Genomic DNA, 20,412 nt, shown 5'->3' with positions numbered 1-20,412 from the left:
ATGGCTATTTACACTAGTACTCAAGCACGAGCAAAACTATTTACCCTGATCAAAGAGACAGACGAAACACATGAACCAATCTACATAAAAGGAAAACATAATAATGCAGTCATCATATCAGAAGAAGACTACGAAGGATTACAAGAAACTCTGGCTATTTATTCTGTACCTAAATTAGTGGAATCAATACTTGAATCTAGTAACGAACCACTAGAAGAATGTATTAGCCATGAAGAATTTTGGAAGTCATGAGTTATATAGTCAATTTAGGAGAAGTTGATGCTAGGAGCGATGGAGTGACGCATAAACGTCAGTTTAAGAAAATGCGTAAGCAGGGGTCTAGATTCCCGCCTACGCGGGAATTACAACCTATGGATTGCTTCGTCGACCTTACGGTCTCCTTGCAATGACAGTTTCTCAATTATTGTTTTTTTAAACTGACGCTTATGTGGAACAACGCCTATAAGTGATAGGTGAACATTGAGCGACGACGTCGTCAACTTCTCATCAATTGACTATAGAATTTGAAAGCATGAAATATACCCCCTTATCGACATTTTTTATCACGGATGATTGACAAACATATTAAATTCAGATATATTTTGCTCTTAAATACCAATAATAAATTAGTAAAATTTATGACAAAATGTGTTAAAAAATCATTATTTGTTACAGCCGGTCTTGCTGTAATAGGTTTAGGGTTATTTTTTGGTAATCCTATCAGAGTTGAAGCTGCGGTTAAAGAAGGGCAAGCCTTTTCAGATTGGGTAGTTAAATGCACCACAAGTGCTGATAAAAAACGGATTTGTTTTTTAAATCAGGCTCTTAATTCTACTAAAGATGATAAACAACAGGTGTTGGCTATATATCAAATAGGCTATTTTGGTAGCGGTAAGGAAAGAAATTTAAAAATGATACAAATAATTCCTCCTGACGTTTCTGTTGCTCCAGGTACGTCTATTATCAGTTCCAAAAAATTAGTTGCTCCAGGTAAGTACGTTAATTGCACAAAAGATTCTTGCCAGGCTGTTGCTGATATATCAGACACTGATCTTAAAAGCATTTTATCAAGCGATGGTAATCCTATTGTAGGTTTTATGAATTCAGCCGGTCAACAGGTAAATTTGCCATTTTCCACGAAAGGTCTTGAAGAAGGTTTAAAAGCTTTAAAATAGTAATTATCTTGAAGCAATCCAAAAAAGTTATTAAAAGATTACTTCGGAGGCTCTTACGCCCCTCGCAATGACGTTATCTGTCATTGCGAGACCACATAGTGGTTGTGGCAATCCATTTTGGGTCACTTTTTAGATTGCTTCGGAGACTTACACCCCCTCGCAATGATGTTTTTATAAAAAAGATAACTGCTATGGACAACGTCACCAACTTCTCATCAATTGACTATAGCTCAAAATATAATTAATTAGTTATTGCAGGTAGACTCCTAGGACAAAAACAGCAAAAAAAAATCGTCCATTAAAGAGAAATATTTACAAAGCCGTTAATTGAGAAATATACCGATGTTAAACAAAACAACTAATTTGCCTGAAGGCTTTGAGTATCTGGATCAAATAGACCCGACTATAATACAACATATGATGTATTATAGTAATAATAATTTTATAGGAGAACAGATCAGGGGCTATAAAGCTCCTAGAGCTGTGCTAACTAAGGAAGCAGCAATTGCCCTAAAGAATGTTCAGCAAGATATAAAAAATGATAATTACTCTTTGGTAATTTATGATGCTTATAGACCCAAAAAAGCTGTGCAACATTTCGTTAGTTGGGGAGAGGATCATGTTGATCAAAAAATGAAAGAGTATTATTATCCGTATATCAATAAAACTGAAATTTTTCTGTTAGGTTATGTTGCTAAGCAATCACCTCATAGTCGTGGAAGTACGGTAGATTTAACTATTATTGAGCTTGGGAAACAATTACATACCAAGCCTAAAATGAGAAAAAGAATCACAAATGATGGTCGCTCTATACCTTATTTTGATGATAATACGGTTGATATGTATAGTTCTGTAGACCTTATGGATTCAGTATCTTGTCATGATAGTGACATAATTGATCCACGTTACTTACAAAATCGTAATTATTTACGGGCAAAAATGAAAAAGCATAATTTTGAGGAATATTCTCCTGAATGGTGGCATTATACTTTACAAGACGAGCCTTATAAAGATCAGTATTTTGATTTTGACGTTGAATAATCAGCCCATCAATCAGCGTCATTACGCATAAACCCCATGACAATTTAAAAATTCCAGAAAAGTACAAAACGCTATTAGCGAGACCACTAAGTGGTCGTGGCAATCCACATTCATTAGATTGCTTCGTCGCTACTAAAGTAGCTCCTCGCAATGACGCTTAGCAATCAGCTTTTTTACTCATCATAAGGAAATAAATAAAAAATTGTAGGGTATGCACCTTAGGTGGCGTGGCAATCCATAAATTGTTATTTCTGTGCTTTCTTGTTATCCTTGCTCAACTTAGTGTCATCCCTTGCGAAAGAGATGTCACCCCTGCGTAAGCAGGGGGCTAGATTCCCGCCTACGCGGGAATGACAACCTATGGATTGCTTCGTGACCTTACGGTCTCCTAGTAATGACGATTTTTCAATTATTACCTTCTTAAACTGCCACTTATGAGTGACAACGTCCTCAACTTCTCATCAATTGACTATAGCTCAAAATATAATTAATTAGTTATCGTAGGTAGCCTCCTAGAATCGCAAAAGAACCAGGAAATATTATCACTAAAAATATTTACTATCCCTAATAAGCAGTAGATTCACCCCCATCAAGTAGAATATTTGAGCCATTTAGGTGTACAGACTTATCTGAAATTAAAAAAGATATTAAATTGGCTACATCGTCGGTATGCCCATATGATCTAAGAGGTATAGCCGCTGTGTCCAAAGATAGCTGTGCTTGAAAAGTGGTATTATTCAACTTAGCTTTTTCCTCAATTCTCTTTTTGTGATACTCAGTTAAAATTATACCTGGAGAGACTGCATTAACACGAATTTTACGAACAGCAAAGAATTGTACAAGGTTTTTTACTTCACCTATCCAAGCAAGCCGTAATACATTAGTATTCTGATAATTAGGCAAATAATTTTTAGAACTACTACCTGATATTATAACAATACTACCATTATTTTCGATCTTCTCTCCAAATATACGCACTACTTCAAGTGGAGCAATAAAAGTTTTTTGAAATTCTTCAGACCATTCTTGTGTACTTGGAAAACCATTTTTACGTAATGATGGTCTTGGACCAATCAGCACAACTGCTTTGAGTGATACTCCGTCTGTTTTATTTGCTGCAGCTTTAATAGTTTTAAAATCAGAAAAATCTATTTTTAGTGTTTCAACTTTTGTACTTGGATATTTTGTTTGTAACTTATTTTTGAGAGATTTTAATTTTTTCTCATTTCTGCCAGTGATTAATAAATTATATCCTTCTGATGCCAGAGATAAGCAAATTGCCTCTCCAAATGCACCAGTTGATCCAGTAACTAGCACTGCACTACTTGAACTATCAGCAATAGTATAAGTTGAAAAACAAAATATTAATGTAAAAATAGTAATAAAAATTCTCATATAGCTATTAATTATTCCTTATTAAAGGAAAAAATATACTACAAAGTAATTATGAATCAATAATTTTTCCTGGTTTTGTCGCATCTATAAAAAATGACTAAATTTCTCCTTGAAAACCGCATGGCTTCGTTATCATTTTCTATGATTTTTCATTAGCAACCTATAGGGAATTTATTTTAGCAATGGTATATTATTACGAAGTCAACTATTTACAAAGTAAATTACCTATTATAAAGGCAAATATAGTCAATTCAGGAGAATTGGGTAGCAGGAGCGACGCCTATAAGTAATAGGCAAGCGATGAGTGACGACGTCACCAACTTTTCATCAATTGACTATATAACAAATACAAAAACCTGAAGAATAAAAATTACCATAATATTTCTTCAGGTTTTTGTAATATATGGAAATTTTACTTAAAAAATCCTTACATGTTTAATGTTGCTGAAGAATCTTCATCACCAAGAAACGGTACCTCAGTATAATCATCGGCAACCTTTAATTCTAAATTATATTTTTCTGCTTGTAATTCTTCTATGGCTTGTAATTCGTGTTTCTTTAATAGTTCATTTATATCCTGTAATAATTTATTGCTTATCTGATTGTGCTTCAATTTTAGTTTTTGCAAAGTGTTATTGCTCTGTAAGGCTTTTACTAGTGCCGCCGCTCCCTCATCACCTATCTGGTTGCAAAGCGAGTCTATTTTTACCACAGTTTTGTTATTTCTTAAGAAGTCTGCTAGTGCTTTCGCTCCCTTATTGCCTATCTGATTGCAGCCCAATTTTAGTTCTTTCACAGTGCTATTGTTATTTAAGGATTCCACTAGTGTCTTTATTTCCTCATCACCTATATAGCTGTGTATCAAATGTATTTCCGGCACAGTGTTAATTTGCTCTAAGGCTTTATTTAGCCATTTCTTTCCCATTTCACTTCTAGATATCTGGTTTCTAGCCAAATCTATTATCACTGCAGTCTTATCGTTCTTTAAGGCTTGAGATACTTTTAACTTTTCTTCATGGTATGAGTATTCATGCCAAAATACTTCCGTTACATCATGACTGTTCTGTAAGACTTTTATTAGTTCATTCGCCCCCTCATAGCCTATCTGGTTGTGAGACAAATATACTTCTGTCACAGCACTATTGTTCTTTAAGGCGTTTGCTAGTGCCTCAACTCCATCATTACCTATATTGTTGTGAGACAAATCTATTTCTCTTACAGCACTCTTCGGTAAGACTTTTGCTAATGCATATACTCCTTTATTACCTATGCCGGTTGACATCAAATCTATTTTTTTCACAGTGGTATTGTTCTGTAAGGCTTCTGCTAGTTCCTCGGCTCCCTTATCACCTATAACTATGTAAGACAAATTTATTTCACTAATTTGCTCTCTGTTTTTCAAATCTTGGATAATTTTTTCAAGTGTAGCCATAATTATTTACCTCATAAATTAAAAAATGTTTAATTATTCTAAATAGTTTTTAGTAATTTAATCCAGTTTTTATCCTGGATATAATTGCTGACCTTATAGTGATATTTTATGATTTCAAAGATAAATAAAAATTAATCTTTACAGATAAACTGTATACCAAAGAGTTGAAAAATACAATATATTAAAAATCTATGCTACAGCAAAAATCCTGCCAAATTATAAGGGTAGTGAATGAAATGTAACCTTGACATCTATAGTCAATTGATGAGAAGTTGGAGGCGTTGTTGCTCAATGCCCGCCTATTACTTTATAGGAGTTGCTCCATCGCATAAGCGTCAGCAAGAAAATGAAAGTAGAAAAATAGTCATTGTGAGCCATCTTAGGTAGCGTGGCAATCCATTTTTAATCACTTTTTTGAATTGCTTCGTTGACCTAAGGTCTCTTCACAATAATGGTTTTTCAATTATTATTTTCTTAAACTAACGCCTATATACTCCATCGCTCCTAGCCCCAAATTTTCGTGAATTGACTATATCAGATAGCCCTGGTTGAAATTAGCCTTTACACTCCGTTATAATTGATGTATCATAGAATTGCTGCTTTTGCAGATATGGTAATAAACGTGATTTAGAATAGAGGTTGCGGACTCGGGGGCGGTACCCGGCGCTTCCACCAGAAAGTTGTGGTATATTTGTGAACAATGCTTTATGGGGGCGAAATAGGATCGACGTGCTTAATAAAAAAATTATTTTTACTCGGTATAATTCCGCCGGACCTTGTGTCATTGGGTTAAAAAAAAGAAACGCAAATGATAATGAACGTTTCGTAGGAAATCAAGCACTAGCTGCTTAATCCTACGCGGTTGGGGGCTTAACCGGGCAACAGAAAAAGCCCCGCTTAGTAATTAATTAGATTAGATTGAGTATTGGCAAACCATCCTGAACTTAGTTTTAGGATGTTCAAAAATATTGAAAATCTAATTCAATAGATTTTACTATTAGTTTTATTTTATTTATTTTATAACTATGAATATCTCATATCAACAATTTCTTAACGAATGCATGTTTGAGTTTGTAAAAAAGATTCTTGCAAGAATTCGTACAGATAAGTTGCAGATGAATCAACTCTTGTATATCTCTTATAGAACTGACAATCCTGCCGTAGTATTATCTTCTAGGATAAAAGAACGTTATCCAGAAGAAATAACTATAGTAATGCAATATCAATTTGAGGATTTAACTGTAGGGGATAATGGCTTTTCCGTAACAGTTAGTTTTGATGGCATCAAAGAAACGATTAATGTACCATTTGATTCTCTGATCAGTTTTATTGATCCTAATAGTGGTTATAGCCTAAAATTTAAGCCAGAAATAATCAAATCTAATCAATTATCAGACGCAAAAAAAAGAGAAATAATTAAGAGAACTGTTGATTCTAGAAGTAAATCTAATTCAGTAGATAATATAATAGTTTTGGATAAATTTCGAAAACCCCGTAAACCCGTGTAGAATTTATGAATGTCAACGAAGCTTCTGTTTGCCTTACACCCGTTCGATTTAATATCATTCCTGCTTTGGTGCGGTATCTAGGGCGTGTCATCAATTAAGTTGACATAAATATTAGATGAGGCCAATTAGATATTGGTAAAAAAATAAGAAGGTGACCAATGCGCAGATATGCTTTAAGAGATGATCAATGGGAAAGAATAAAGGATATTTTACCTGGAAAAGAAGGAGACGTAGGAGCAAGTGCCAAAGATAATAGATTATTCGTAGAAGCTGTATTATATAGATATCGTGCTGGTATACCGTGGAGAGACTTACCAGAAAGATTTGGAGATTTTAGAGTAATTCATACAAGACATACACGTTGGAGCCAAAAAGAGGTATGGAAGAAGGTTTTTGAACTACTTGCACAAGATGCAGATAATGAATATAGTATGATTGATTCAACGATTGTTAGAGTACATCAACATAGTGCCGGAGCTAAAAAAAAGCCATAGTAGATGACCAAGCAATAGGTCGTAGTAAAGGCGGTTTATCAACTAAAATTCATGCAACTGTTGATTCTTTAGGAAATCCGACAGCTTTTCATTTAACCCCTGGTCAGTCGCATGATTTACAAGGCTCTGATGCTTTAATGGAAACTTTGACAAAAGCGGATACCGTAATTGCAGATAAGGCTTATGATGCTAAGGCAAGAATGAGGAATAAGATAAAAGATAAGAATTGCACTCCTGTAATTCCATCCAAGAAGAATCGTAAATTTCCTGTAGAATATGATATAGAGCTTTATAAGTATCGTCATTTAATTGAAAATTTCTTTGCAAAACTTAAACAATCTCGAGGCATTGCTACGCGTTATGATAAACTAGCTCAGAATTTTCTGGGAACAATTTATTTGGCTTCTTCTGTAATATTACTTAATTGATGACACGCCCTAGCTGAGCAAAAAATTATTAGTCAATCAGGCTATTCTTATTTATGGTAATATCTTGAGTCCATTGCCTTAATAGGGCGCGATGTGGTTCTAACGAGGGGCGTAATAGGTGACTATTACGTCTACTCCCCTAAAATCAAACATTTTAGGCGTATATTTTCTAGGTTTGATAAAGCCCCAGCCACCTTTTTAGCCTTTCTAAATTTTGTTGGAGCTTTAATATGGTTACGTTAAAAATTTTGTCAACAGAACCTAACTCTTTTTCGAAAAAATGATAGCCTTCTTGTAATTCTTCTGATAGTTTATCTTTTTGATAAATCTGTAGGCGAGAAACTATTAAAGATAGAAGTTGACGAGAAGTTTTACTTAATTGCTTACCACAATTATTAGTAAGGTTTCGCCATTCAGGTGGGACGAAATTACCGACTATATTATAAAAGATAGTATCGGAATTTTCAGCTAAACCGCCGGAAAAAATTAACGATTCTGTCATATTCCCTCCCCGTGAAAAACGGTCAAAAACAGACTGTTTTGTAGGTTAAGTCTGGGGAGTTTTGGTGGGAAACCAAAATAAAACCAAAATAAAAATGCTTTTGAGAAATTGAAAAATCCTGTAAGCCTTGAGAAGTCTGGCGCACCCGGAGGGAGTCGAACCCCCAACCTTATGATCCGTAGTCATATACTCTATCCAATTGAGCTACGGGTGCCTTATATCATGCCTTGTGCTGGAGTTTGGATGACATTAGTGTGCTTATTTTTATAAGTGTCTAAAAAGTGAAATCTTTAAGAAAGACCACAATATATCCTTAAACTTCTATTATGTCAATATCATATAGTACTTAACGCATAGGTTCGTACATTAATTTTAACATTCTGTACTTGTCTAATATGTTATTAGATGCTTATTGATCTAAATTAACATCTGTTAAGTTAATATTATAGTCAATTGATGAGAAGTTGTGGGCGTCGTTTCTCATCGCTTGCCTATTACTTATAGGCGTCGCTCCATCGTTCCTGCTACCCAATTCCCCTGAATTGACTATACTGCATTTTACATTTTAAATTTATAATTCTGGTAATTTATAAAAACACTTGCTTTTTAATGTTTTTTTTATTAGTCTGTGCAATCTTAGCATAATCTACATGAATTTGGAATAGCAAGTTACTCCAATATGTATTAGTTGTGTAAGCAATTAGGATTGAACTAACTTACCTTGCCCGCGTGATGGAATGGTAGACATAACGGACTTAAAATCCGTGGGGTGCAAGCCCTTGCCAGTTCAAGTCTGGCCGCGGGTACCATTTATTTTTTATCAAGGAAGATGTATATGTTTATTCAAACTGAAATTACTCCTAATCCTAATGCGATAAAATTTTTTCCTAATCTACCCATTAGCCCTAATCAACCTTTTCATTTTAGTAATCTTGATGAGGTAAGGGGTAAAAGCAGTTTGGTAGTTCAATTATTCGGTGTAAATAACATAAAATCGGTGTTTCTTGGTAGTGACTTTATTACTATTACTAAGGAAGAAGAAAGTGATTGGCTGGTTTTAAAACCTGAAATTTTGATGATTATGATGGATCATTTTACTTCTGGTTTTACTGTGTTTGATGTGCAAAATAATATATCTACTGACAAATCTAGTGTAAATAATTTGGACGAGATGTCTGAAATCGAACAGCAGATTATAGAAATTATTGAAACACGTGTACGTCCTTCGGTTGCCATGGATGGAGGTGATATAATATATCGAGGATTTGAAAATGGGGTGGTAAAATTAGAGCTTCGCGGAGCTTGCCATGGCTGTCCTAGTTCGAGTATTACTTTAAAAAATGGTATTGAGTCAATGCTTAAGCACTTTATTCCTGAGGTTGCATCGGTTGAAGCTGTAGAAGATTAAGATATTAGTTATGCAGTATAGAGATAAGTAATTAATCAGTTATAGTCAATTGATGAGAAGTTGGTGACGTCGTCGCTCAATGCTCGTCTATTACTTATAGGCGTAGCTCCATCGTTCCTAGCACCAAATTTTCCTGAATTAACTATATCGCAGGCAGTTTCCTAGCGTCATTGCGAAAAGGCTTAAGCCAAGAAGCAATCCATTCCTGGTTATTCTTTGGATTGCTTCGTCGACCTTACGATCTCCTCGCAATGACGCTTGGTGACAAGATTTTTTATTCATCATAAAAAATAGTAGAAAAAATGTAGGGTACTATCTTATTAATGAAGTCAAGTAAAACAATATTGCCGCAGCATTTGAAACATTTAGGCTTTCTACCTTACTGGAAATTGGGATTTTAACCAGATAATCGCATTGTTCTTTAACTAGCCGCCTTATTCCTTTATCTTCAGATCCAAGTATTATTGCCATTTTATCTGAAAATATTTTATTATCTAAGGATTGGGTTGCTTTGCCGTCCAGACCAATAATCCAAAACCCATGTTTCTTTAGATATTCTATTGACCGCCTTAAATTAGTTACCTTAACCATTTGTACTAGTTCCAAAGCTCCAGAAGCTGTTTTTGCTATAGTGGCATTTTCATCTGGGGCATTATCGGCGGGTAATATTATGGCTGTGATACCAAAAGAAGCCGCACTACGAATAATAGCCCCAATATTTTGTGGATCGGTTACTTGATCTAAAATAGCTACTTTACAATTGGCAGTAGTTATGTCAATATCTTCAATATGATTAGAGAAAATGCTTTTAACGTTAGCGGCTATTCCTTGATGATTATGATTTGCACCAAGAAGACGGGTTAGGGAATCTGTATTGGTAATCTCATATTGATGGTTAGATATTAAATTTTTGTTCAAATTAAAAATATCTTCTGTACAGAAAACTCTTTGAATATAACGCTTGGGGTTACTTAAAGCTGCAAGTACTGGATGTTTCCCATATAGGTAGTAGAAATCTTTGGAAATATTAGATTTATTTATCATCTTATTAGAACCTATAGTAATTTATTCTTGACACAAACTACTATTTATTATAGAAAGTTACAACTAGATAAACGTTCTAAGTTGTTGTAAATTTTAATAGAAACTATTTGTATAGGTTTTTATCTATACTTTTATTATTTATTGATTTGCATAAATATATAAGTTTAATATTAGCTTATCTAAAAGGCTCAAGAAAATGGCAAAAAAGATTTGTTGGCACTTACAGTAAATTTATGTTGTGCTTTACTTTTAATTAGGCTATTTAATGCTTGCGTAAATTCTTTGGAGGAATGGTCGAGTGGTCAATGGCAGCGGACTGTAAATCCGCCCGCGTGAGCGTACGAAGGTTCGAATCCTTCTTCCTCCACCACAGATTGGTTAGGTGAAATACGCGGGTGTAGCTCAATGGTAGAGCTCCAGCCTTCCAAGCTGGCCACGTGGGTTCGATTCCCATCACCCGCTCCAAAACTATTGGTGTTAATTGGAAATTGGATAAATTTGTTGTTTTTATTGTTAAATTTGTATAAATCTTAAATTGTGGAGAATGAATTATGGCAAAGGTAAAATTTGAGAGGGATCTGCCCCATTGTAATGTAGGTACTATAGGACACGTAGATCATGGGAAAACTTCTTTAACAGCTGCAATAACTTTAGTATTGTCAAAAGAAGGTGGTGCTAAGGCTACTAACTATGATGAAATTGATGCTGCTCCGGAAGAAAAAGAAAGGGGTATAACTATTGCTACTGCTCACGTTGAGTATAAAACTAAAAAAAGGCATTATGCTCATATTGACTGTCCTGGACACGCAGACTTTATAAAGAATATGATTAGTGGTGCAGCCCAAATGGATGCTGGAATATTGGTAGTATCTGCTTGTGATGGTCCAATGCCTCAAACAAGGGAACATATATTGCTTGCTAAGCAAGTAGGTGTGCCTACAATGGTTGTCTTCTTGAATAAAGTTGATATGGTTGATGATCCAGAATTAGTTGATTTAGTAGAAATGGAAGTCAGAGAGCTTCTGTCAATGTATGGTTTTCCTGGAGATGATATACCAGTTATCAGGGGTTCAGCTTTGCAGGCTTTAGAAGGAAAACCTGAAGGAGAAGCTGCAATTAAAGAATTGATGAATGCTATTGATGAATATATACCACAACCAAAGAGAGATACAGATAAACCATTCTTAATGCCAATAGAAGATGTCTTTTCTATTTCTGGAAGAGGTACAGTTGTTACTGGTAAAATTGAGAAAGGTGTAGTAAAAGTTGGTGAAGAGGTAGAAATTGTTGGTATAAGAGATACTCAAAAAACTACTTGTACTGGTGTGGAAATGTTTAAGAAACTATTGGATCAAGGTGAAGCTGGTGATAATGTTGGTATATTGCTACGTGGAACTAAAAGAGAAGATGTGTGTAGAGGACAAGTATTAGCTAAGCCTGGTAGTATAACTCCGCATACTGAATTTGAAGCTGAGGTTTATGTGCTTACCACTAAAGAAGGTGGTCGTCATACAGCGTTTACCGATAAGTATCGTCCACAGTTTTATTTTAGAACTACTGACGTGACTGGGGAGATTGCTTTAAAAGATGGTAAAACGATGGTTATGCCAGGTGATAATGCGAATCTAAATATTACCCTGATTTCTCCAATAGCTATGGAAGAAGGTGTCCGTTTTGCTATACGTGAAGGTGGTAAGACAGTAGGAGCTGGTGTAGTATCAAAGATTATAAAATAACAGAGGAGTAATCATCTTAAAATAATTTAGGATGATTACTTTTTTTTAATGGCTAGGCAAAATACGTTTAATTGAACTTGCCTCAAGTTATGTTTACAAAAAATTTGAGCAAGTCTGTTAAAGAAGCGTATTTTGGATGGTCGGGCTGTTTATAAAAAGGTTTAGTTAATGAAAAATAATCAAAAAATTAAAATTCGTCTAAAGTCATTTGATCACCGTTCGCTTGAGCAAGGTACTAGAGAGATAGTAGGGGCTGTTAAAAGAACTGGTGCAGATATAATTGGTCCAATTCCGCTTCCAAGGACAATTGAAAGATTTACCGTTAATAGGTCTCCACATGTCAATAAAAAATCAAGGGAGCAATTTGAGATTAGAATTCAGAAAAGGCTTTTAATAATAAGTTATCCAACCCCTCAGACTGTTGATGCTTTAAAGAAAGTTGATTTGCCTGCTGGTGTTGATGTTGAGATTAAGTTAGAGAGTATTGAGTGATGAGAACCGGTTTAATCGCTAAAAAAATTGGCATGAGTTCAATTTTTAATGAAAAGGGAGAGAGAACTACCGTTACTTTTCTGCAAGTTGAAGATTGTCAAGTAGTGGGACAAAAGACCCAAGAAAGGGATGGTTATAACGCCTTGGTTGTTGGGGTAAAGGATAAGAAATTATCTAAAGTAACAAAGCCAATGAGGCAAGTATTTGCTAATGCTAACGTTGCACCAAAACAAAAATTGAAGGAATTCAGAATTTCTGCTTCTTTTTTCATTGATATAGGTTCTACATTGCGAGTTGATCATTTTGTTGTTGGGCAGTTTGTAGATGTTGTAGGTACTACTATTGGTAAAGGTTTTGCTGGTAGTATGAAGAGGCACAATTTTAGAGGGCTTGAAGCTTCACATGGTGTATCTGTGTCTCATCGTTCACATGGTTCTACTGGTGGTAGACAAGACCCTGGTAAGGTATTTAAGAATAAGAAAATGGCCGGACACATGGGGAGTACAAGAGTTACTATTCAGAACTTGAAGATAGTTGATACTAATATAGAAAAAGGTATAATCATAGTTAGTGGTAATGTCCCAGGCTCGAAAGGATCTTATGTCTACATTAAGGATGCTATTAAGAAAACCATTACAGCTGCAGGATAAACTATATGAAAGCTAAATTATTAAATCTTGAAAATGAAGTTGTTGGTGAGGTTGATTTAGATCATGAAGTATTTGCCATAGACTTTGTTAGACAAGATATTATCAAGCTTGTTGTTGATTGGCAAAGAGCGAAAGCTATGGCTGGTACACATCAAACGAAGACAGTATCGCAAGTATCTGGTACTACAAAGAAACCTTTTAAGCAAAAAGGTACCGGTAATGCAAGGCAGGGGTCTTTAAGATCTGTACAAATGAGGGGCGGTGGGGTTTCTCACGGTCCAGTAGTAAGGAGTCATGCTACAAAATTACCAAAGAAAGTTAGAAAACTTGGTTTAAAACATGCATTGTCAGAAAAATTGACAGAAGGGAAATTGTTAATATTAGATTCTTTAAAATTAGATGAATCAAAAACTTCTAATCTTGCAAAATTATTAAATAATTTTCATGGTAAGAGTTATTTTATTGTTAGTGGTAATGAAGTTGATACTAATTTTTCTTTGGCAGTACAAAATATTCCTAATACTATTTCGGTACCACAAATTGGTGCAAATGTTTATGATATAATACGCCATGATTATGTTTTGTTATCAAGAGAAGCTGTAGATGCTTTAGAAAAGAGGTTGAAGTGAAATCTTATAAACATTATGATCTTATTAGGAATCCTGTGATCACTGAGAAGAGCAATATTTTATCTGAACAAAATAAGTTTACTTTTCATGTTGCTGATAGTGCTGAAAAGGCTTCTATCAAGACAGCTATTGAGAAAATTTTTGAGGTTAAGGTTAAAAAAGTTAACATCATGAATGTAAAAGGTAAGAAAAAGAGATTCAAAGGTGTTAACGGTAGACAATCAGATCAAAAGAAAGCTATCGTGACACTAGAAAAAGATTATACTATTGATTTTACTGGGGGTATTAAATAAAATGGCTTTAAAAAAGTTTAATCCAGTTACTCCATCTCTTAGAGAATTAATACAGGTTGATAAATCTGATCTTTGGAAAGGTAAACCTCATAAACCTTTGACTAAAGGTTTATGTAAGACTGGTGGTAGAAATAATCTTGGTAGAACCACTTCTTGGCATAGAGGAGGGGGGCATAAAAGGCTTTATCGTATAATTGATTTTAAAAGAAATAAGCAAGATATATTCGCTACAGTTGAAAGAATAGAGTATGATCCTAATAGAACTTCTTTCATTGCTTTGATTAAATTTGATGATGGTGAGTATTCTTATATTATAGCACCACAAAAGCTTGTTGTAGGCGATAGAATAGTGTCAAGCGATAATGCTGACATAAAAGTTGGAAATTGTTTATCTTTGAAATCTATCCCTATTGGGACTACTTTGCATAATGTGGAAATGAAAATTGGCAAAGGTGGTCAGATTGCAAGATCGGCGGGGACTTCGGTTAATTTAGTAGGTAAGGATTCGGGTTATGCTCAGATCAAACTTCGGTCTGGAGAATTTAGGTTGGTGCCGTTAGATTGTAAAGCTACGGTGGGTGTTGTCTCAAATCCCGATCAAAAAAATACAAATTTGGGTAAGGCTGGAAGAAATAGATGGTTAGGTTGGAGACCGCATGTTCGTGGTGTTGCAATGAACCCAGTTGATCACCCACATGGTGGTGGAGAGGGAAAAACTTCTGGTGGTCGTCATCCGGTGACTCCATGGGGCTTCCCAACTAAGGGTAAGAAAACCCGTAAGAATAAGTCTACATCAAAGTTTATTATTAAGAGAAGAAAATAATTAGGTAGTAATTATGGCACGTTCAGTTTGGAAGGGACCTTTTGTAGATGGTTATCTGATAAAAAAAGTACAAAAATTGATTGAGTCCGGTAAATCAGAAATGATTCAGACTTGGTCTAGGAGGTCAACAATTTTACCATTTTTTGTTGGAGTAACATTTGCTGTGCATAATGGAAATAAATTTATACCTGTCACTGTTAGTGAAGAAATGGTTGGTAAAAAATTAGGTGAATTTTCTCCAACTAGAACTTTCCATGGTCATGGGGCAGATAAAAAAGTTAAGAGAAAATAAATATGGTAAAGGTGAATAAAGGTTCGACTACAGCAATTGCTAAGTCTCTTAGAGTGAGTCCAAGAAAATTGAATTTGGTTGCAACTTCTATTAGGAATATGAAAGTATCGGAAGCTATGGTTCAGCTTACCTTCTCCCCGAAAAGAATTGCTAAAGATGTAAAAAAATGTTTACAGTCTGCTGTTGCTAATGCTGAGAATAACTTTGGTTTAGATATTGATGCGTTGTTTGTTACTTCTGCAACGGTAGGTAAGGCATTGGTAATGAAAAGAATTATGCCAAGAGCTAAAGGAAGAGCAACAAGGATTAATAAATTTTTTAGTAATTTATATATTACAGTTACTGAAGTTGAGGGGAAGTAAAATATGGGGCAAAAAGTTAATCCGCATGGCTTTAGAGTTGGTCCAACATTAATTAAAGGTTGGGACTCGGTGTTATATGCTGAAAAGCAGTATAAAGTTCTTTTTATTCAAGATTTAGAGGTTAGAAATCTGATTAATAAAAACTATATGCAAGCACAAGTTAGTAGAGTGTTAATAGAAAGACCTTCTAATAAAAGTGTTATAATTAATATTTTTGCTAAAAAGCCTGGTGTTATTATAGGTAAAAGTGGTAACGACATTGATAAATTAAAAAAACATGTCCAAAAAATTACCTGTTTAGAAGAAATATATATTAACATACATGAAGTAAAGAAACCTAATATAGACGCTACTATTATTGCTCAAACGATTGCTGTACAGCTTGAAAAAAGAGTGTCTTTTAGAAAAGCTATGAAAACTGCTATCCAAGCTTGCTTTAAGCAAGGAGGGTTAGGTATAAAAGTGGCTTGTTCTGGACGTTTGGCTGGAGCTGAAATAGCGAGAACAGAGTGGTATAGAGAAGGTAGAGTGCCTTTGCATACTTTGAGAGCTGATATTGACTATGCGACTGCTGAAGCTATGACAACTTATGGAGTTATAGGTATAAAGATTTGGGTCTATAGGGGTGATCATGTGGAAAATAGAAAGAAACATAATTAATTTTGAAGTAAGATAATGTTAGCTCCAAAAAAACAAAAATTTAGAAAAGCACATAAAGGAAGAGTTCCCTCAAAGGCAAAATCTGGTACTATGCTAGCTTTTGGTTCTTTTGGCTTGAAGTCATTGGATGGCTTAAGGGTTACTGCAAGGCAAATAGAGGCTGCAAGAAAGGCAGCTGTTCGTTGTATGAAAAGGCAGGGTAGGTTATGGATTAAGATTTTTCCTGATTTGCCTGTGTCAAAGAAGCCGGCGGAAGTTAGAATGGGTAAAGGAAAAGGCTCTACTGAATTTTTTGCAGTAAGGGTATCACCTGGCAGAATTATGTTTGAAATTGAAGGGGTTACAGATGATGTAGCTACCAGGGCACTTGAGCTTGCTAGTGCCAAATTGCCTGTAAGAACAAGGATAGTGAGGCGTTATGAGTAAATTGGGGTTATCACCAAAGGAGTTGGTTGGACAAACCATGGAGGAACTCCACGAAAAAAGAATTTTGTTTAAAAAAGAGCTTTTTAATCTAAGGTTTCAAAAAACTTTAGGTGAATTAGAAAATACTAGTAGGTTTTCTTTTGTAAAAAAAACAATAGCTCGTATTAATACAGAATTAACCACAAGATCAAAAACTGGAGAATAGAGAAATGCCGAAAAGAGTGTTGCAGGGCGTTGTTGTAAGTTCAAAAACAGATAAAACTATTACGGTTAAAGTGGAGCGTAGGTTTAAGCATCCTATGTATAAAAAAATTGTAAAAGTTTCTAAGAAATACGCTGCTCATGATCCAGAAAATACGTATAAGGATGGTGATAAGGTTAGTATAGTTGAAAGTCGCCCTATATCTAAGACTAAGTCTTGGGTGGTATTAGGGGTATAAATATACCTCTTTAATGCTAGGAGGTTGCCTGCGATAATTAATTAGTTATCGCGGGCAGCCTCTTAGGGTTAGTTATTATTTTGTTGGTAAATCTGTTTTCGTATGTATTTCCGTACGTTACGGTTCTTTGCTTATGGTAATGTTTATAAATATGCTTATTAGAAAAATATTCTAGAAAATCTAAAAGAAAGGTAGTTTTTATCCTTTGACTTTGTTGTTTAGATTGTTTATCTTGTGGCATTATTAAATTCTCAAGTGGGAGTAAGTTATGATTCAGATGCAGAGCATCTTAGATGTTGCTGATAATTCTGGTGCTAAAAAAGTTATGTGTATTAAAGTGCTTGGTGGTTCACACCGCATGATAGCATACCTTGCAGATTTCTTTGTGGTCTCTGTAAAAGAAGCGTCACCAAATGGCAAAGTAAAGAAAGGTGAGATATATATGGCGTTGCTTGTTAGATCAAAGAAGGGTGTTAGAAGAGCAGATGGTAGTACAATTAAATTTGATTCCAATGCAGTAGTACTTTTGAATAAACAGGGAGAGCCGATAGGTACGAGGGTTTTTGGTCCTGTAACTAGAGAATTAAGGGCAAAAAAATTCGTTAAGATTATGTCGTTGGCAGAAGAGGTATTGTAATGGTTAAGTTAAAAATCAAGAAAGGTGATGAAGTTATTGTTATCACCGGAAAAAATAAGGGAAAAAAGGGTAAAGTGTTAAAAGTTTTCCCAGAACAGAATAGAGCCATTGTTTCAGGGGTAAATATTGCACGCAAGCATGTTAAGCCAAGTAAAGCAAGTGAAGGTGGCATAGTTTCAAAGGAATTATCAATACATATATCCAATGTTGCTCATGTAGACCCTAAGACAGGTACTGGTACAAAAATTGCTTTTAAATTTCTAGATGATGGTTCTAAAGTAAGAGTAGCTAAGAAGTCTGGTGAAATTATCAGCAAGGAAGGTAAGTAATGTTGTTCAGGTTTAAAGATTTATACGGTAAAGAGATTATCCCAAGCTTACAAAAAAAGTTTGCCTATGATAATAAACATCAGATACCTAAGGTTATAAAAATTGTTGTTAATATGGGAGTTGGTGAAACGGTTGCTGATTCTAAGATAATTAATCATGCTGTTAATGATCTAACTTTAATTTCAGGGCAAAAGCCTTTGGTAACTGAGGCAAAGAAGTCTATTGCTACTTTTAAACTTCGTGAAGGTATGAAAGTTGGTTGCAAAGTTACTTTGCGTAAAGATAGAATGTATGATTTTCTCGAAAGGCTAGTACTTGTTGCTCTACCACGTATAAAAGAGTTTAGAGGCTTTTCAAGTAAAAGTTTTGATGGTAGAGGTAATTTTACTTTTGGGATAAAAGAGCAAATTGTTTTTCCAGAGATTAATTACGATAAGATAGATGTAATTCGTGGTATGGATATTACGATTGTTACAAGTGCTACAAATAATGAAGAGGGTAAATCATTACTTTCAGGCTTTAATTTGCCTTTTTATAATTAATTTTTGAAGAAAGAAGATGGCTAAAGTAAGTTCTATAAAAAAGAATAATAGACGAAGAAAGATGGCACAAAGTTTGTATAATAAGCGTGCTAAGTTAAGAGACAAGATTTACGACAAAAAGTTATCTTTAGAAGAGAGATTTTCGCTAGTGATGGTTCTGGCTAAGTTACCTAGGAATTCAGCTATGAATAGAGTTAGAAATAGGTGTGAACTTACTGGGCGTCCAAGAGGAGTGTACAGTAAATTTGGTTTATCACGAAATAAGCTGAGAGAGCTTGGTAGTAAGGGATTGGTTCCTGGTTTAGTTAAAGCAAGTTGGTAAAAAGTAGGTTTATCGTATGTCAATGACAGATAATATAGCAGATATGTTGACTAGAATTAGAAATGGTCAAAAAAGTAAATTGATGAGTATATCTCTACCTTCTTCAAAAATAAAATGTGCTATTTTGGATGTTTTAAAAAAAGAAGGTTATATCAAAGAGTATGTAGTTGTTAAGAATGATAATATAAGTCACATTGAGGTGGATTTAAAATATTCTGTTAATGGAAAACCTGCTATACGTGAAATAAATAGAGTTTCAAAACCAGGTAAGAGGATTTATTCTTCCATTGATAAATTAAAAGGATATTATAACAATATGGGTATTTATATTCTTTCTACTTCTAGAGGCGTGTTATCTGATAGAGAAGCACATAGCCAAAAGATTGGCGGTGAAGTAATTTGTAAAGTGTTTTAAGGTATAAAAATGTCACGTGTTGGAAAATTGCCAGTCCCTGTACCTGAAGGGGTAAAAGTTGAGCTTGATGGGTTGAAAGTCAATGTTGTCGGTCCTAAGGGAGAATTATCAAAGACTTTTGCTGGGAATATAGCAATTTCATTGCAAGATAATCAGCTTGTTGTTAAACCATTAGCAGAGACTAAAAGTGCTAGGTCTATGTGGGGTACGGCACGAAGTATAATAAATGGTATGATGAAAGGTGTTAGTGAAGGTTTTACAGAAGAGCTTGAAATAAATGGTGTTGGTTATAAGGCTTTGGTGAAAGATAAATATTTAAACTTAATGCTCGCTAAAAGTCATAATACTAAAATCGAGATACCTCAGAATATAAAAGTTACCGCTCCTAAACAGAATCAGATTATATTGCAAAGTGTTGATAAAGAAAAACTAGGTCAGTTTATATCAATTATTATAAAGCAGAGACCGCCTGAGCCATATAAGGGTAAAGGTATTAAACGTAAGGGTCAGTATGTTCAAAGAAAAGAAGGTAAGAAAAACTAAAATTTAAGGGTTAAAAGTTAAGTATGCGTAGTTCAAAGTTAAGATTTGAGACAAGAAAGGCTAGAGTACGGTCTAAGATATCAAAGGTATCAAACAGAATCAGATTGTCTATTTTTAAATCTGGAAAGCATATATATGCACAAGTTATAGATGACAAACAGTCAATTACTATTGCTTCTGCTTCAACCTTGGATAAAGAAATTAGACAGTTAAAAAAATCTAGCTGTAATGTTGGTACAGCTACAAAAGTAGGTGAGTTGATAGGAGAAAGAGCATCGCTTAAAGGAGTGCAAGAGGTTGTATTTGATAAGGGTGGTTATAAATATCACGGTGTTGTTAAGGCATTGGCTGATGCAGCAAGAAAGAAAATAAATTTCTAATTTTAGGTTTAAGA

The 20,412-nt window shown here is 34.6% G+C and carries 33 protein-coding genes, 4 tRNA genes and 1 other RNA gene; 31 read left to right on the top strand and 7 right to left on the bottom strand.

Going from position 1 to position 20,412, the window contains the following annotated elements; genetic code table 11:
* The 5 genes from AAGD20_RS02095 (at window position 1) to AAGD20_RS02075 (ending at window position 2,216) form a co-directional block, all read left to right on the top strand.
* Entirely contained in the window at window positions 1–252 is a 252-nt protein-coding gene (locus AAGD20_RS02095) for a type II toxin-antitoxin system Phd/YefM family antitoxin (RefSeq protein WP_341749212.1), read from the top strand.
* Window positions 249–410, top strand: coding sequence for a hypothetical protein (locus AAGD20_RS02090; RefSeq protein WP_157905673.1), 162 nt, complete (start codon window positions 249–251; stop codon window positions 408–410). Before AAGD20_RS02095 ends, AAGD20_RS02090 begins: the two co-directional genes overlap by 4 nt.
* Before the next feature lie 228 nt (window positions 411–638).
* Window positions 639–1,175, top strand: coding sequence for an invasion associated locus B family protein (locus AAGD20_RS02085; protein WP_341749211.1), 537 nt, complete (start codon window positions 639–641; stop codon window positions 1,173–1,175).
* 104 nt (window positions 1,176–1,279) lie between these two features.
* Entirely contained in the window at window positions 1,280–1,420 is a 141-nt protein-coding gene (locus AAGD20_RS02080; RefSeq protein ID WP_341749210.1) for a hypothetical protein, read from the top strand.
* A 97-nt stretch (window positions 1,421–1,517) separates the two neighbouring features.
* Complete coding sequence (locus AAGD20_RS02075) at window positions 1,518–2,216, top strand: M15 family metallopeptidase (protein ID WP_341749209.1); 699 nt, start codon at window positions 1,518–1,520, stop codon at window positions 2,214–2,216.
* A 564-nt stretch (window positions 2,217–2,780) separates the two neighbouring features.
* Here AAGD20_RS02075 and AAGD20_RS02070 read toward each other — a convergent pair.
* Complete coding sequence (locus tag AAGD20_RS02070; RefSeq protein WP_341749208.1) at window positions 2,781–3,611, bottom strand: SDR family oxidoreductase; 831 nt, start codon at window positions 3,609–3,611, stop codon at window positions 2,781–2,783.
* A 427-nt stretch (window positions 3,612–4,038) separates the two neighbouring features.
* Entirely contained in the window at window positions 4,039–5,043 is a 1,005-nt protein-coding gene (locus AAGD20_RS02065) for a hypothetical protein (RefSeq protein WP_341749207.1), read from the bottom strand.
* Window positions 5,044–5,599: 556 nt separating this feature from the next.
* On the opposite strand from AAGD20_RS02065, the gene ssrA reads away from it, so the two are divergent.
* From ssrA to AAGD20_RS02050, 3 genes are all read left to right on the top strand, one after another.
* Window positions 5,600–5,941, top strand: a transfer-messenger RNA (tmRNA) gene (gene ssrA / locus AAGD20_RS02060).
* 127 nt (window positions 5,942–6,068) lie between these two features.
* A complete protein-coding gene (locus tag AAGD20_RS02055; protein WP_094648880.1) occupies window positions 6,069–6,551 on the top strand; it encodes a ClpXP protease specificity-enhancing factor SspB in 483 nt (160 codons plus the stop codon).
* Between the two features lie 158 nt (window positions 6,552–6,709).
* Window positions 6,710–7,473 (top strand): IS5 family transposase gene (locus AAGD20_RS02050; protein ID WP_341749206.1). Its coding sequence is split into 2 segments (ribosomal slippage): window positions 6,710–7,042 and window positions 7,045–7,473, totalling 762 coding nucleotides; the frame shifts between segments, so codons are not numbered across the junction.
* Window positions 7,474–7,642: 169 nt separating this feature from the next.
* Here the strand turns inward: AAGD20_RS02050 and AAGD20_RS07070 are convergent.
* The 3 genes from AAGD20_RS07070 to AAGD20_RS02035 form a co-directional block, all read right to left on the bottom strand.
* Window positions 7,643–7,975, bottom strand: a complete 333-nt coding sequence (locus AAGD20_RS07070) for a hypothetical protein (protein WP_410520903.1) — start codon at window positions 7,973–7,975, stop codon at window positions 7,643–7,645.
* A 137-nt stretch (window positions 7,976–8,112) separates the two neighbouring features.
* Window positions 8,113–8,189, bottom strand: a tRNA-Arg gene (locus AAGD20_RS02040).
* Between the two features lie 195 nt (window positions 8,190–8,384).
* Window positions 8,385–8,507 (bottom strand): hypothetical protein, encoded by a 123-nt coding sequence (locus AAGD20_RS02035; protein WP_341749205.1) that lies wholly within the window; start codon window positions 8,505–8,507, stop codon window positions 8,385–8,387.
* 191 nt (window positions 8,508–8,698) lie between these two features.
* On the opposite strand from AAGD20_RS02035, the gene AAGD20_RS02030 reads away from it, so the two are divergent.
* Both AAGD20_RS02030 and AAGD20_RS02025 read left to right on the top strand, forming a co-directional pair.
* Window positions 8,699–8,784: transfer RNA gene (locus AAGD20_RS02030), tRNA-Leu, on the top strand.
* 26 nt (window positions 8,785–8,810) lie between these two features.
* A complete protein-coding gene (locus AAGD20_RS02025) occupies window positions 8,811–9,383 on the top strand; it encodes a NifU family protein (RefSeq protein WP_341749204.1) in 573 nt (190 codons plus the stop codon).
* Between the two features lie 312 nt (window positions 9,384–9,695).
* On the opposite strand, the gene rlmB is transcribed toward AAGD20_RS02025, so the two are convergent.
* Window positions 9,696–10,427: a 23S rRNA (guanosine(2251)-2'-O)-methyltransferase RlmB gene (rlmB, locus tag AAGD20_RS02015; protein ID WP_094648883.1), complete on the bottom strand. Its 732-nt coding sequence runs from the start codon at window positions 10,425–10,427 to the stop codon at window positions 9,696–9,698.
* A 284-nt stretch (window positions 10,428–10,711) separates the two neighbouring features.
* Here rlmB and AAGD20_RS02010 point away from each other — a divergent pair.
* The 14 genes from AAGD20_RS02010 to rpsQ all read left to right on the top strand — a co-directional run bounded on the left by AAGD20_RS02010 (window position 10,712) and on the right by rpsQ (window position 17,230).
* Window positions 10,712–10,797, top strand: a tRNA-Tyr gene (locus AAGD20_RS02010).
* Between the two features lie 21 nt (window positions 10,798–10,818).
* Window positions 10,819–10,892, top strand: a tRNA-Gly gene (locus tag AAGD20_RS02005).
* Between the two features lie 86 nt (window positions 10,893–10,978).
* Window positions 10,979–12,163: an elongation factor Tu gene (tuf, locus tag AAGD20_RS02000; protein WP_341749203.1), complete on the top strand. Its 1,185-nt coding sequence runs from the start codon at window positions 10,979–10,981 to the stop codon at window positions 12,161–12,163.
* 168 nt (window positions 12,164–12,331) lie between these two features.
* Window positions 12,332–12,655: a 30S ribosomal protein S10 gene (gene rpsJ, locus AAGD20_RS01995; protein WP_094648885.1), complete on the top strand. Its 324-nt coding sequence runs from the start codon at window positions 12,332–12,334 to the stop codon at window positions 12,653–12,655.
* The gene (gene rplC / locus AAGD20_RS01990; RefSeq protein WP_341749202.1) at window positions 12,655–13,305 is read left to right on the top strand and encodes a 50S ribosomal protein L3; all 651 of its coding nucleotides are present in this window, start codon (window positions 12,655–12,657) and stop codon (window positions 13,303–13,305) included. The genes rpsJ and rplC overlap by 1 nt, the downstream gene beginning before the upstream one ends.
* 5 nt (window positions 13,306–13,310) lie before the next feature.
* Window positions 13,311–13,934 carry a 50S ribosomal protein L4 gene (gene rplD / locus AAGD20_RS01985; RefSeq protein WP_341749201.1) on the top strand — a complete coding sequence of 208 codons (624 nt, stop codon included), beginning with the start codon at window positions 13,311–13,313 and terminating at the stop codon, window positions 13,932–13,934.
* A complete protein-coding gene (locus AAGD20_RS01980; protein ID WP_094648888.1) occupies window positions 13,931–14,227 on the top strand; it encodes a 50S ribosomal protein L23 in 297 nt (98 codons plus the stop codon). Before rplD ends, AAGD20_RS01980 begins: the two co-directional genes overlap by 4 nt.
* A gap of 1 nt (window position 14,228) precedes the next feature.
* Window positions 14,229–15,050: a 50S ribosomal protein L2 gene (gene rplB / locus AAGD20_RS01975; RefSeq protein WP_094648889.1), complete on the top strand. Its 822-nt coding sequence runs from the start codon at window positions 14,229–14,231 to the stop codon at window positions 15,048–15,050.
* Window positions 15,051–15,063: 13 nt separating this feature from the next.
* A complete protein-coding gene (gene rpsS / locus AAGD20_RS01970) occupies window positions 15,064–15,342 on the top strand; it encodes a 30S ribosomal protein S19 (RefSeq protein WP_094648890.1) in 279 nt (92 codons plus the stop codon).
* A 2-nt stretch (window positions 15,343–15,344) separates the two neighbouring features.
* Window positions 15,345–15,704 carry a 50S ribosomal protein L22 gene (gene rplV / locus AAGD20_RS01965; protein WP_094648891.1) on the top strand — a complete coding sequence of 120 codons (360 nt, stop codon included), beginning with the start codon at window positions 15,345–15,347 and terminating at the stop codon, window positions 15,702–15,704.
* 3 nt (window positions 15,705–15,707) lie between these two features.
* The gene (gene rpsC / locus AAGD20_RS01960; protein ID WP_094648892.1) at window positions 15,708–16,364 is read left to right on the top strand and encodes a 30S ribosomal protein S3; all 657 of its coding nucleotides are present in this window, start codon (window positions 15,708–15,710) and stop codon (window positions 16,362–16,364) included.
* 15 nt (window positions 16,365–16,379) lie between these two features.
* The gene (rplP, locus tag AAGD20_RS01955; protein ID WP_341749200.1) at window positions 16,380–16,790 is read left to right on the top strand and encodes a 50S ribosomal protein L16; all 411 of its coding nucleotides are present in this window, start codon (window positions 16,380–16,382) and stop codon (window positions 16,788–16,790) included.
* Window positions 16,783–16,995 carry a 50S ribosomal protein L29 gene (rpmC, locus tag AAGD20_RS01950; protein WP_094648894.1) on the top strand — a complete coding sequence of 71 codons (213 nt, stop codon included), beginning with the start codon at window positions 16,783–16,785 and terminating at the stop codon, window positions 16,993–16,995. The genes rplP and rpmC overlap by 8 nt, the downstream gene beginning before the upstream one ends.
* 4 nt (window positions 16,996–16,999) lie before the next feature.
* Window positions 17,000–17,230, top strand: a complete 231-nt coding sequence (rpsQ, locus tag AAGD20_RS01945) for a 30S ribosomal protein S17 (RefSeq protein WP_094648895.1) — start codon at window positions 17,000–17,002, stop codon at window positions 17,228–17,230.
* A 37-nt stretch (window positions 17,231–17,267) separates the two neighbouring features.
* Here rpsQ and AAGD20_RS01940 read toward each other — a convergent pair whose 3' ends face one another.
* Window positions 17,268–17,471, bottom strand: coding sequence for a hypothetical protein (locus AAGD20_RS01940; protein WP_133062920.1), 204 nt, complete (start codon window positions 17,469–17,471; stop codon window positions 17,268–17,270).
* Window positions 17,472–17,498: 27 nt separating this feature from the next.
* On the opposite strand from AAGD20_RS01940, the gene rplN reads away from it, so the two are divergent.
* The 7 genes from rplN to rplR are packed head-to-tail and all read left to right on the top strand — an operon-like array spanning window position 17,499 to window position 20,398.
* Window positions 17,499–17,867: a 50S ribosomal protein L14 gene (gene rplN, locus AAGD20_RS01935; protein WP_094648896.1), complete on the top strand. Its 369-nt coding sequence runs from the start codon at window positions 17,499–17,501 to the stop codon at window positions 17,865–17,867.
* Window positions 17,867–18,196, top strand: a complete 330-nt coding sequence (rplX, locus tag AAGD20_RS01930) for a 50S ribosomal protein L24 (protein ID WP_094648897.1) — start codon at window positions 17,867–17,869, stop codon at window positions 18,194–18,196. The genes rplN and rplX overlap by 1 nt, the downstream gene beginning before the upstream one ends.
* Window positions 18,197–18,198: 2 nt before the next feature.
* A complete protein-coding gene (gene rplE / locus AAGD20_RS01925; RefSeq protein WP_094648924.1) occupies window positions 18,199–18,738 on the top strand; it encodes a 50S ribosomal protein L5 in 540 nt (179 codons plus the stop codon).
* Window positions 18,739–18,754: 16 nt separating this feature from the next.
* Window positions 18,755–19,060 (top strand): 30S ribosomal protein S14, encoded by a 306-nt coding sequence (rpsN, locus tag AAGD20_RS01920; protein WP_094648898.1) that lies wholly within the window; start codon window positions 18,755–18,757, stop codon window positions 19,058–19,060.
* 16 nt (window positions 19,061–19,076) lie between these two features.
* Window positions 19,077–19,475: a 30S ribosomal protein S8 gene (gene rpsH / locus AAGD20_RS01915; RefSeq protein WP_094648899.1), complete on the top strand. Its 399-nt coding sequence runs from the start codon at window positions 19,077–19,079 to the stop codon at window positions 19,473–19,475.
* A 9-nt stretch (window positions 19,476–19,484) separates the two neighbouring features.
* On the top strand, window positions 19,485–20,018 hold the full coding sequence (gene rplF, locus AAGD20_RS01910; RefSeq protein WP_341749199.1) for a 50S ribosomal protein L6: 534 nt from the start codon (window positions 19,485–19,487) through the stop codon (window positions 20,016–20,018).
* A gap of 23 nt (window positions 20,019–20,041) precedes the next feature.
* Window positions 20,042–20,398 (top strand): 50S ribosomal protein L18, encoded by a 357-nt coding sequence (rplR, locus tag AAGD20_RS01905; protein WP_094648901.1) that lies wholly within the window; start codon window positions 20,042–20,044, stop codon window positions 20,396–20,398.
* The last annotated feature ends 14 nt before the right edge of the window (window positions 20,399–20,412 follow it).

Source organism: Candidatus Tisiphia endosymbiont of Sialis lutaria (assembly GCF_964026535.1).
Taxonomy (GTDB): Bacteria; Pseudomonadota; Alphaproteobacteria; order Rickettsiales; family Rickettsiaceae; genus Tisiphia.
The sequence above is the reverse complement of the archived record's forward strand: the minus strand, read 5'-3'. Positions and strand labels throughout refer to the sequence as shown.